General features: G+C 54.2%; 11 protein-coding genes. 2 read left to right on the top strand and 9 right to left on the bottom strand.

Translation table 11 applies throughout. The features are described 5' to 3' along the window. Nucleotides 1-2: 2 nt before the first annotated feature. From cobS to cobA, 4 genes are read right to left on the bottom strand one after another with little or no spacing between them, the layout of a single operon-like run. The gene (gene cobS, locus GQE98_RS11825) at nt 3-791 is read right to left on the bottom strand and encodes an adenosylcobinamide-GDP ribazoletransferase (protein ID WP_161315834.1); all 789 of its coding nucleotides are present in this window, start codon (nt 789-791) and stop codon (nt 3-5) included. A gap of 6 nt (nt 792-797) precedes the next feature. Beyond that, nucleotides 798-1,310: a bifunctional adenosylcobinamide kinase/adenosylcobinamide-phosphate guanylyltransferase gene (cobU, locus tag GQE98_RS11820; protein ID WP_161315833.1), complete on the bottom strand. Its 513-nt coding sequence runs from the start codon at nt 1,308-1,310 to the stop codon at nt 798-800. Nucleotide 1,311: 1 nt separating this feature from the next. Then, the gene (locus tag GQE98_RS11815; RefSeq protein WP_161315832.1) at nt 1,312-2,628 is read right to left on the bottom strand and encodes a cobyrinic acid a,c-diamide synthase CobB; all 1,317 of its coding nucleotides are present in this window, start codon (nt 2,626-2,628) and stop codon (nt 1,312-1,314) included. A 1-nt stretch (nt 2,629) separates the two neighbouring features. Next, complete coding sequence (cobA, locus tag GQE98_RS11810) at nt 2,630-3,430, bottom strand: uroporphyrinogen-III C-methyltransferase (RefSeq protein WP_161315831.1); 801 nt, start codon at nt 3,428-3,430, stop codon at nt 2,630-2,632. 45 nt (nt 3,431-3,475) lie between these two features. Here cobA and GQE98_RS11805 point away from each other — a divergent pair, with 45 nt between their 5' ends. Together GQE98_RS11805 and GQE98_RS11800 are read left to right on the top strand one after the other, a co-directional pair. After that, complete coding sequence (locus tag GQE98_RS11805) at nt 3,476-4,585, top strand: cobalt-precorrin-5B (C(1))-methyltransferase (RefSeq protein WP_202526246.1); 1,110 nt, start codon at nt 3,476-3,478, stop codon at nt 4,583-4,585. Beyond that, entirely contained in the window at nt 4,578-5,318 is a 741-nt protein-coding gene (locus tag GQE98_RS11800) for a cobalt-precorrin-6A reductase (protein ID WP_161315830.1), read from the top strand. Before GQE98_RS11805 ends, GQE98_RS11800 begins: the two co-directional genes overlap by 8 nt. A gap of 8 nt (nt 5,319-5,326) precedes the next feature. On the opposite strand, the gene cobM is transcribed toward GQE98_RS11800, so the two are convergent. Genes cobM through GQE98_RS11775 form a run of 5 tightly spaced genes read right to left on the bottom strand, consistent with a single transcriptional unit; the run spans nt 5,327 to nt 10,452 of the window. Further along, on the bottom strand, nt 5,327-6,091 hold the full coding sequence (gene cobM, locus GQE98_RS11795; RefSeq protein ID WP_161315829.1) for a precorrin-4 C(11)-methyltransferase: 765 nt from the start codon (nt 6,089-6,091) through the stop codon (nt 5,327-5,329). Continuing rightward, complete coding sequence (cobJ, locus tag GQE98_RS11790; protein ID WP_202526245.1) at nt 6,088-7,923, bottom strand: precorrin-3B C(17)-methyltransferase; 1,836 nt, start codon at nt 7,921-7,923, stop codon at nt 6,088-6,090. The genes cobM and cobJ overlap by 4 nt, the downstream gene beginning before the upstream one ends. Next, a complete protein-coding gene (cobI, locus tag GQE98_RS11785) occupies nt 7,914-8,618 on the bottom strand; it encodes a precorrin-2 C(20)-methyltransferase (RefSeq protein WP_161315828.1) in 705 nt (234 codons plus the stop codon). The genes cobJ and cobI overlap by 10 nt, the downstream gene beginning before the upstream one ends. After that, the gene (gene cbiE, locus GQE98_RS11780) at nt 8,615-9,820 is read right to left on the bottom strand and encodes a precorrin-6y C5,15-methyltransferase (decarboxylating) subunit CbiE (RefSeq protein WP_161315827.1); all 1,206 of its coding nucleotides are present in this window, start codon (nt 9,818-9,820) and stop codon (nt 8,615-8,617) included. Before cbiE ends, cobI begins: the two co-directional genes overlap by 4 nt. Continuing rightward, a complete protein-coding gene (locus tag GQE98_RS11775; protein WP_161315826.1) occupies nt 9,817-10,452 on the bottom strand; it encodes a precorrin-8X methylmutase in 636 nt (211 codons plus the stop codon). The genes cbiE and GQE98_RS11775 overlap by 4 nt, the downstream gene beginning before the upstream one ends. Between the last annotated feature and the right edge of the window lie 2 nt (nt 10,453-10,454).

The raw sequence follows: 10,454 nt of genomic DNA, 5'->3' as shown, positions 1-10,454 counted from the left end.
TATTAAATTGCCATGAGGCAGGCGATCAGGATAAAGATTTCTGAAACCTGTTGAATTGCGCCCAGAACATCGCCTGTTTGCCCTCCTATCTGACGCTTTGCAATCACTCCCATCATGCCGGCACCGATAATTCCGGACAGGAGGGCAACGGCCCCAAGATGTGGCCCTAAAATGAGTATGGCAATCAATGTGCAAAGGACTGCCGATACCAATGGCGCCATAATCTCCGGCCTTCCTGCACCATGACCAAGCCCTTCGTCGCGTGCGCTGGGGAGCAGGTAAAGTGCCCAGGTTATCAGGCCTCGGCTGACAGCGGCTGCAACGACAAGAATGGCAAAGCCCATTAGCGGATCAGGCATGTTCCCGAGCGCGGCGACTTTAAGTCCGATGATTAAGATGAGGGTGACAACCGCGTAGGTTCCAACGCGGCTATCCCGCATGATAGCGAGCTTCTTCACTTTATCCGCGCCACCACCGAAACCATCAGCGACATCACCAATTGCATCCTCGTGAAGGGCGCCGGTTATAATTACCTGTCCCGCCACCGCCAGGAGGGCGGAGACAAGAAGCGGTAAGCCCATAAATGTCGCAAGGATATAGATGGTCCCGGTCACCCCCCCGACAATAAGGCCTATCAGGGAAAAGACCCGACAAGCCGACTTGAGCGCCGTCATATTGAAGGTGAAGTCTGGACGAATAGGCAGCCGGGTCAGGAAGACCAGAGCCACCAGAAAGTCCTGCACCCAGCTCCCTTTGTAGGGCGTTGGTATTCGTGATTGAGGGTCAGTCATATTTGCCTACTTCAGTTTCTGTGGTAGTCCCGCGGTTATAAAATAAACCTCTTCGGAGATTTCTGCTATCCGCTGATGCAGTTTTCCAGCATGATCCCTGAAAGCGCGTGCAAGAGCATTTTCTGGCACTATACCCTGACCAACTTCGTTGGAGACAAGTATAACCGGTCCGGGAAGTTTTGAGAGGGCCGTCAAAAGCTTGTCAAATTCCTGCTCAATGGGTAAATCGTGACCCATGAGATTACTAAGCCAGAGTGTCAGGCAATCCACCAGAATAATATTAGATTGAGCAGAGTGCAGGGAAAGTGCTTCGGCGAGATGGATAGGTTCCTCGATGGTGGTCCAGCTAGATCCGCGGTCTTGTTTATGGCTGGCAATACGTCTTTCCATTTCACTATCGAAGGCTTGCGCAGTTGCAAGATAAAGCCGTGGGGCATCGGTCTGGACCACCAGCTTTTCCGCGAACCGGCTTTTGCCGGAACGCGCGCCACCAAGAATAAGGGAGATTTTTCCAGTCATGTTACCTCCGGTCAATCAGATGGATAAAGGAACCTGAAACTGAATTCAGAGTTGCGCCGACTGAACCAAGATCTTTCCCCAACGCATCCGATATATCAAAGAGCGGGGGCGTCTTATCGGCCTCGCTTATCGATGCATAGTGAAACTCATGCGCCGAAAATTTTTCGTTTAAATTCCCAAGAATGCAATTAGCTTTCAGAGTCGCATTACGGTACCCAAGATGCAATTTAGGTGTGGCGAAAGATGTCTCTACAGGTAATAACCCAAGCATCTCGTGACATAATCCATTTTTATCGGTGAGGCTATTGCCAAGAGTCATGAAACCACCGCATTCCCCATAAACAGGTTTGCTTGCCTCAGCCGCCGCGCGCACCACTGTTTTGAAATTCGCAGAAGCGGCGAGGATTGCTGCATATAGCTCGGGATATCCACCGGGTAGAAAAATCGCATCGGCATCCGGCTTTGGTGCCTCATCAGCGAGGGGGGAAAAGAAGCTAATTTCTGCGCCCGATCTTTGCCATTCTGCCAGAATATGGGGATAGGTAAACGCAAAAGCATCATCCTCTGCGATGGCTATCCGTTGCGCGAGCGGCGGAATGGCGCTTGCTGGCGTGTCACCTTGAGACCGAATAGTCTTTGCGATTTCTCGTATAGCTGTAAGATCGCAGCTGTCTTCAATCATGTCCGCAGCTTTTTGTAGAAATTCGTCCAGATCTCGCTTCTCCCGTGCCTGAACCAAACCCAGATGTCGATGGTTTATGGCGAGGTCGTCCGATTTCGGGATGAAGCCGAGAGCCGGTATGCCTGCTTTTGCGGCTGCCTCTGAAAGGAGATGAACATGGCCGGGGCCGCCGACCTTGTTAAAAATCACGCCAGAGAGGCAAATATTACTTTTGTGATTGTTAAATCCTTCGAGAAGGGCAGTTACACTCGCGCCTTGGCCTTTCGCATCTACTACAAGTATGATTGGCAAGTCCCATTCGGCTGCGACATCGGCCGTTGATCCGGTTCCATCACGAGCTCCATCGAAAAGCCCCATTACCCCTTCACCAACAACTAGCTCGCAGTCATTCATCACTTGATCAAGCACTGCTGCCTGACAATCCTTTCGCATTGCCCAAGGGTCAAGATTGAAACAGACTTTGCCGCTAGCGTGCGTATGAAATGCCGGGTCGATATAATCGGGGCCAACCTTGAAAGAGCCGACTTTGATACCGTTTCGCCTGAATGCTCGCAGGAGTGCCAGTGTTATGGTTGTCTTTCCCGATCCGGAGGCTGGCGCGGCAATGAGGATGGCTGGGGCACTCGAGGGAGCCATTTTATGCCCCTCTATTTCCGTCGAGAAAACGGCTATACCAGTCAAGGTCAGGCCGCAGTTTTACGACATCCCCAACAACAATTAGGGCAGGAGGCTTAAGCCCGCTTGCCTCTACATCCTCTGCAGCTTTTTCCAATGTCGAAACAACAACCCTCTGATTTTCAGTTGTCGCTCTGAAAATCACGGCAACGGGTTCCTCTTTTGGTCGACCGAAGCTGACCAGCCGCTCTGTGATCGTCGCAATATGCTTGAGGCCCATATAGATAACAATAACGGGGGAGCCCTTCGCGATATGCTCCCAATTGACGTTTGGCACTTCACCGCTCGCATCATGACCCGTGAGAAAAGTGACGGCGGAATTTGTTTCCCGGTGGGTGAGGGGGATGCCCGCATACGCAAGACCGCCAACACCTGAAGAAATGCCCGGAATGACCCGAAAAGGGATATTGTGGGCGGCCAGCATCAAGGCTTCCTCTCCGCCACGGCCGAAGATATAGGGATCGCCGCCTTTTAGGCGCAGAACCCTTTTACCCTCCCGTGCGAGGGTGATCAGCCGCTCCGTAATATCAGTCTGTTTCGGCGAAGGTTTGCCGCCCCGCTTGCCAGCATATTCAAGTATGGTATCCGGCCCGGTCAGGCTCAAAATATCCTGCCCGACCAGCGCATCATAGACCAGTACGTCAGCTTGTCTCAGCGCTTCATATCCATATAAAGTCAGCAAGCCCGCGTCACCGGGACCCGCGCCAACCAACCAAACGGAACCCGGCTCAAAGGCGGGTAATTTACTCAAAATTTCATCCATATCCCTCTTTTACACATCTATTCTCATGACGCCTAGCCATCAGTGATGCTGACGCCTATAAATGTATCCATGAAAGAGAAATCCATAAAGGAATTGCGCTATGGCTGGACCACGGGCGCCTGTGCAACTGCCGCGACGAAGGCGGCGTTGACGGCTTTTTTTAGCGAGGAGTTTCCCGATCCGGTAACAATAACCCTGCCGCGTGGCCAGACACCTGCCTTTGCGCTGGCGACAGAGGAAAAGGGCGCGGATTTTTCGCGTGCCAGTATCATCAAGGATGCGGGCGATGACCCTGATGTTACGCATCTTGCACGGGTTATCTCGACGGTCCGGCGTGGAACCGCAGGTAGTGGAATTCGCTTTCAGGCGGGTGAGGGCGTGGGGACCGTTACAAAAGAGGGTCTTCCAATTTCTGTTGGTGAGGCCGCCATCAATCCCGTCCCACGCCAAATGATGACGGAGGTAGTCACGGAAATTATCAGGGAGTTTGGCGAATCCCCAGATATCGAGATTGAAATTGGCATCGAGAATGGGGAGGAACTCGCGCGCCATACGATGAACGGACGGCTAGGCATTGTTGGGGGGCTGTCAGTTCTGGGCACGACCGGCATTGTTGTGCCTTATTCCTGCGCTTCCTGGATCGCGTCCATTCACCGTGGCATTGACGTTGCGCGGGCAAACAACCTTACCCATCTTGCTGCGAGTACGGGTTCGACGTCCGAAAAGGCAGTTGCCGCGATTTATGATCTCCCTGAAACCGCTCTTCTGGATATGGGGGATTTTGCCGGTGGTGTGTTGAAGTATCTGAAAAAGCATCCGGTGCCTCACCTGACAATTGCGGGCGGCTTCGCCAAGATTACCAAGCTTGCGCAGGGTCATATGGATCTCCATTCGGGGCGTAGCCGTGTTGACTTCAACTGGCTGGCCGATCAACTGGCCACACTCGGGGCGGATAGAAAGTTGATGGAAATGACAAGAGAGGCAAACACCGCGATGCAAGTGCTCCAATATTCGAGGGAGGCGGAGCTATCGCTTGCCGATCTTGTGGCAAAAAGAGCCAAAGAGGTCGCGTCGGACATCGCCGGGGGAGCAGTCATGATTAATATTTTGATTTTCGATCGATCCGGGCATCTGGTGGGTCGAAGTGATGGCTGATCTGAGGAAAATTCTCCTGCTTGGGGGAACGGATGACGCAGTGAGATTGAACCAGTCCCTTGCGGGCCATCCTGGCGTTGAACTGATTACCTCTCTCGCCGGACGTACGCGCAATCCGGGGCATCTGTCCGGAAATACAATCGTTGGCGGGTTTGGGGGAGAAGAGGGGCTTCGACAGTTCATCACAGACAATCATATCAATTTTGTGATAGATGCAAGCCATCCTTTCGCAGACAAAATTACGCGAAATGCCATTAATGCCTGTGCCGTGGTAGATATACCTTTTGTAAGGCTTCAGCGTCCTGAGTGGAAGCAACAACCCGGTGATTGCTGGGTCTCAGTTGCAAGTGTAAAAGACGCCGCAAGTAAATTGTGCGCTTACAATCGTATCTTTCTAACCGTCGGTCGGCAGGAACTCGCTCCTTTTGAAGATATCGCAGATAAGTTTTTTCTGGTACGCAGCATCGAAAAAGCTGAGTTTGCGCCGCAGAGAAGTGAGGTCTCTTTTATCCAGGGACGTGGTCCCTTTTCGGTAGAGGATGAATTCAGCTTGCTTCGTGAAAGGCGGGTTGACCTTCTCGTCAGCAAAAACAGCGGGGGAACCGCGACCTACGCAAAAATAGAGGCGGCGAGGCGATTGGGCATTCCGGTTATCATGATTGAGCGCCCGGCGCTGCCCGACTGCACCCGCTTTTCTGATGTTAAGGCGCTCCTTCTGCATTTAGGCCTATAGGGCTTATTCTATGCCTTTCGCTTTGGCCGGAGAACATGCACATGATCCGCGTGGTAGAGAGCACTGTCCCGGTAGCCCTTCGCCTCCAGCACGCGGCCAACAATAATCAGTGCCGTTCTCGTGATTTTCTCGGCACGAACTTTTTCCCGGATATCCGCAAGTGTACCGCGAATAATCTGTTCATCCGGCCAGCTTGCGCGGAACACGACGGCAACCGGGCAATCCGCGCCATAATGGGGAATTAGTTCCGCAGTTACATTCCGGAGGTTGCGAACGGAGAGATGAATGGCGAGCGTTGCGCCGGACGCACCAAGAGTGTTCAAATCCTCCTGGTTTGGCATCGCCGTCGCTTTCATTGACGTGCGGGTGAGGATAACTGTCTGGCTTACTTCCGGCAGGGTAAATTCGGTTTTGAGCGTAGCAGCTACGGCGGCAAATGCCGGTACGCCGGGTGTGATTGAGTAGTCGATACCAAGGTCATCAAGGCGGCGCATTTGCTCTCCAATGGCGCCATACAGGCTGGGATCACCCGAATGTACGCGGGCAATATCGAGCCCCTTGTCATTGGCCTTGACCATTTCATCGATAATCTCATCGAGGGTGAGTGGCGCGGTATCGATGATAAGAGCGTCATCGGGTGCATGGGTCAGGATCTCCTCTGGCACCAGCGATCCCGCATAGAGGCAGACAGGACTGCTGGCGATCAGGTCACGGCCACGGAGAGTGATGAGGTCCGCGGCGCCCGGTCCGGCGCCAATGAAATAAACTGTCATGTCTCTGTTCCTGTTTTAATGGGTTTGCCGGACTGCTTGCCGCTATATCCGCGTGGTGTATAGACCCAGCTCTTAGTCGCTGAATTTGTGGTGGTGAGGCGGCTCTCGCTGGAGCCCACCATAACGAGGGTCAGCATATCGATCTCTTCTGGATCGAGATCATTCAGCGACACGAAGGACACATTTTCCGTCTCGCGGCCTAAATTACGCGCAATGATGACGGGCGTATTCGCCGGGCGATGTTCCAGCAGAATTTTCTTCGCGGCGTGAAGCTGTGTCCGCCTTTTCATGGAGACCGGGTTATAAAAGGAAATAACGAAATCTCCCTCTGCGGCGGCTTTAATACGTTTTTCGATCACTTCCCAGGGGGTGAGTAAATCGGAGAGCGAGATGGTGCAAAAATCATGTCCTAGCGGCGCGCCGGCCCGCGCGGCAGCGGCCTGCAGTGCGGAGATACCGGGCGTAACCTGGATATCGAGGCGGCCCCAGTCCTGATTGTGCTCTCGATCAATGAGCTCGAACACGAGTGTTGCCATCGCATAAATACCAATATCGCCCGAAGAAATAAGGGCGACATTCTTTCCTTTCGCAGCAAGATCAAGTGCCGCGCGGACCCGCTTTTCCTCCTCTCCAAGGCCGAAGTCATGGCGCGTCTTGCCATCAATGCTATGCCCCAGAAGGTCAAGATAAAGACCGTAAGCGACAAGATCGGTCGCCTCCTGAATAAGGTGGCTTGCCTCAGGTGTACGCCAGGGTTCCTGTCCGGGGCCAATGCCAATGACTGAGAGTTTTCCCTGTCGTCGTCCGGTGTTTTCAGAATCGATGGGCGTCGGGGATTCGGCGACGGCACAGGTCGCTCTTTGTGATTTTTCTTTTGGGATGATCAATTTTCCTTCTGGTCCGGCTGCGGCGAGCGAAGCGCCTTCACTGACGCCATAGCATCCAACTTCCTTGAAGACAATGTCGGAAGGTGTCACAAGGCGAGGGGTTTCCTTCGCCAGTTCAGCCGCAGAGAAAAAGCGCGCAGACAGACCGAAATGGGCGGCAACCGCGTGAACAGCTGCCTCATCCGATTTCAGGTCAATTGAACAAACTGCACCAACCGCAAGCGGGCTGATGCCCGCCGATGAGAGCGTTTTTTTTACCAAATCAATCAGGTCGTTGGGTGGTGTGTCTCTTTCACAGCCAACGCCAAGCGCCAGCGTTTTTGGGTGGTAAATAAGTCGGTCTCCGCTGCCTTTGCCGACATTGGATGTGACTTCGATTGTTAGTGTTCCGTCATCCGCGAATGGCAGGTTGGAGGCACTCAACCAGTCGTGTGCGCCTTCAATGTGGATTTTCTCACCGCTTAAGAGCCGCGCCATAAACTCTTTCACATGTTGGGGGTTGGCGAGGGCAAGGTCGGCTGGTGGAGCGTCCAATGCGATACTAAAATGAATATCGCTTGCCGTCGTGATCGCCGCATGTGCATCCAGCTTGATCCCGATTTCCCTGGCCAGATTATTTGCTCCGTGATGACCACCCAGAAGTGGTACGATGTTGCTCCCATCATCGGCAATAGCAATCACCGGCGGCTCGGCATTTTTGTTGCGCAGTACCGGGGCGAGGCAGCGGATCAGAATAGCGGCGGCGCAAATGCCAATAATTGGCGTGCCTGCACGAAACAATTCCTGCAGATGGGCGGCCGTTTGCGTGAAGGTAATATCGGCGTCATCAGTTCGTCCGGAAAGCCCATGGATAAGTGCTTCGGGGTAGGCGGCCTGCAGGCGCGTCGCAGTTCCGCGACCGCTTTCGTTTAGCAGGACGATAGCCGTTGGTGGCGTCATTTCCATGCCTGTCCTCGTTTATGAATAAGGATCATGGAGAAATAGGGCGCAGCATCTTCCGGCACCTCGGTAAGAGGGAGGATTCTTTCTGCCTCCATTGTTGCACGCTCGATATACCGGGCATTCTCTCCAAGCCCAAGGTCAAGGATGACATCGCGGACGCGCGCAAAATGCCGCCCGACCTTCATGATGGCGGCACTATCTGTATCGCGGAGACGGTCGCGCAATATTTCAGAAGGGAGCGGCGCAGGCAGCACGGTCAGAATATCATTCCGTGCCGAAAGCGGCGATTGCAGGGCCGTGGCGCAAGCCGTCAGGGAAGAAACGCCCGGGATTACCTCAACGGGATAGGTCTCGGCGATCCGCCCGAAAAGATACATGAAGGATCCATAGAAAAACGGATCGCCCTCGCATAGGACGACAACGTCCTCTCCTTTCTTGAGATGCTCGCTCAACTCCACCGCTGCGTCATCATAGGCGGCCTGTGCCGGTGCCCGTTCAACCGTCATCGGGATACGCACGGCGATTTCGGTTTTAGGTTCATTCAGATGTGGTGCGATGATAGCCCGGGCGAGGCTGTCGCCATCTTCCAGCGCCGGATAGGCGAGCACCTTTGTAGCCTGCAACAGCTTGAGCGCTTTCAGCGTAATGAGATCCGGATCTCCGGGACCTATCCCAAGACCATAAAGAGTACCTGTCATTCTTTTACCAATCGTATTTGCGTTACCTGTCGAAATGGCTTCCAGCTTGTGAAGCCACCGATTTTTTCCGCGCGTGAAATATTCAGTCGTGTCAACGTGCCGCCAAAGCGGTTATGAATATCAAAAAGGCGCTGCTCGCCTTCGATGGTGACGGCGTTCGATATTAGACGACCGCCCTGTTTGAGTGACGACCAGCAGACTTCAAAAACGCCTTCATGACTGAGGCCGCCGCCGATAAAGATGGCGTCCGGCGCACTGAGATCAGCGAGAGCGTCCGGCGCACTTCCTTTGACGAGGTTTAGCTGAGGCACGCCCAGTTTTCGGCTATTCGTCTCAATCAGGGACTGGCGATCCTCCCGTGGCTCGATCGCAATTGCGCGATTTCCCGGGTGATGCCGCATCCATTCTATGGCGATGGAACCTGAACCTGAGCCAACATCCCAGAGAAGTTCTCCCGGAAACGGGGCAAGGGCAGAAAGCGTTGCGCTGCGGATTTCCTGCTTGGTAAGCTGGCCATCGTGATTAAACGCGTTATCGGGAAGACCGGGCGTTCGCGAGTAGAGTTGCGCAGTTGCCTCAGCCGGGCAATGTAAAGCAATCGTGTTGAGGTCGCGAAAGGTTTTACCATGGAAGTCCCGGGCGTTTCCATGATAGATTTTTTCTGCCACACCGCCCATATGCTCCAACACAGACATCTCCGTCTTCTCAAGGCCAATTTTCTGGAGAAGTCCCGCGACGTCGGATGGCGTTTTACCTGTATCAGAGAGAGCGAGAATTCTACTGCCCGGCGCGAGATGCGGGACCAGCAATTCCAGTGGCCGGCCATGCAAAGTGATTTGCTCGGTCCGGGATAAATCCCACCCCAGACGCGCTGCTGCAAGACTGAAGGCGGAGAGAGCCGGGAAGATCGCCAGTTCCTCCGCTGGAAGCCGTTTTGCGAAGGTCACGCCGATGCCGTAATGCATGGGATCGCCGGTCGCAAGGATGCAGATATTCTCCCCGCGCCGAGCCAATATCTCATCGACAAGGGTCATCAACGGGCTGGGCCATGTCTCTCGCTCCCGCCCGTCATCGGGCAGCATGGCAAGGTGCCGCTCCCCACCGACGAGCAGGGTTGCGTTCTCAATTGCCTGCCGGGCGGCAGGGGAAATACTCTCCAGCCCGTCCTCACCTATTCCGACTATGCTGAGCCAGGCCGTCATTCTGATTTTCCCGCAAGGCTACTGAGTGCATTGAGGGCGGCGGCAGCCATTGCGCTCCCCCCTTTACGGCCGCGCATGGTGATATAGGGGACATTGATCTGGCTGTCGATGAGTGCCTGTTTCGATTCCGCCGCGCCAACGAAGCCAACCGGAAAGGCTAGGATCGCGGCAGGTTTTGGTGCGCCGTTCTCAATCTGCTCAAGGAGGTGGAACAGGGCCGTTGGCGCATTGCCAAAAACAGCCACGGAATTCTCGATCCGGTCGAGCCAGAGATCGATCGCCGCGGCGGATCGTGTCGTTTTTTTCTTCGCGGCAATGTCAGGTGTTTCCGGGTTGTTCAGTGTGCAGATGATCTCATTCCCGGCCGGCAGAAACCGACGGATAATGCCATGGGTTACCATTTCACAATCGCAAAAAATTGGTGCTCCCGCACGAAGCGCTGAAACAGCCGCATTGGCTGCTTCTGGATCATAGGCCAGATCAGGTAATATCTCCGGCATGCCACAGGCGTGAATGACGCGGGTGGCGACCGTCTGCATTGCTGCATCAAATCCTGCGAAATCAGCTTCGCGTTCTATTGTCGCGAAGGACTCCTCATAAATTGCCGCCGGATCGCGCAAATAGTCATACATGC

It is taken from the genome of Sneathiella litorea, assembly GCF_009882915.1.
In the GTDB taxonomy this organism is placed as follows: Bacteria; Pseudomonadota; Alphaproteobacteria; order Sneathiellales; family Sneathiellaceae; genus Sneathiella; species Sneathiella litorea.
The sequence above is the reverse complement of the archived record's forward strand: the minus strand, read 5'-3'. Positions and strand labels throughout refer to the sequence as shown.

Excerpts from the sequence above, each read along its gene's own strand:
- cobI (WP_161315828.1), bottom strand. The coding sequence starts at position 8,618 with ATGACAGGTACTCTTTATGGTCTTGGGATAGGTCCCGGAGATCCGGAT.
- GQE98_RS11815 (WP_161315832.1), bottom strand. The coding sequence starts at position 2,628 with ATGGCTCCCTCGAGTGCCCCAGCCATCCTCATTGCCGCGCCAGCCTCC.
- cobA (WP_161315831.1), bottom strand. The coding sequence starts at position 3,430 with ATGGATGAAATTTTGAGTAAATTACCCGCCTTTGAGCCGGGTTCCGTT.
- cobS (WP_161315834.1), bottom strand. The coding sequence starts at position 791 with ATGACTGACCCTCAATCACGAATACCAACGCCCTACAAAGGGAGCTGG.
- cobJ (WP_202526245.1), bottom strand. The coding sequence starts at position 7,923 with ATGGAAATGACGCCACCAACGGCTATCGTCCTGCTAAACGAAAGCGGT.
- GQE98_RS11775 (WP_161315826.1), bottom strand. The coding sequence starts at position 10,452 with ATGTATGACTATTTGCGCGATCCGGCGGCAATTTATGAGGAGTCCTTC.
- cobU (WP_161315833.1), bottom strand. The coding sequence starts at position 1,310 with ATGACTGGAAAAATCTCCCTTATTCTTGGTGGCGCGCGTTCCGGCAAA.
- GQE98_RS11805 (WP_202526246.1), top strand. The coding sequence starts at position 3,476 with ATGCTGACGCCTATAAATGTATCCATGAAAGAGAAATCCATAAAGGAA.
- cobM (WP_161315829.1), bottom strand. The coding sequence starts at position 6,091 with ATGACAGTTTATTTCATTGGCGCCGGACCGGGCGCCGCGGACCTCATC.
- GQE98_RS11800 (WP_161315830.1), top strand. The coding sequence starts at position 4,578 with ATGGCTGATCTGAGGAAAATTCTCCTGCTTGGGGGAACGGATGACGCA.
- cbiE (WP_161315827.1), bottom strand. The coding sequence starts at position 9,820 with ATGACGGCCTGGCTCAGCATAGTCGGAATAGGTGAGGACGGGCTGGAG.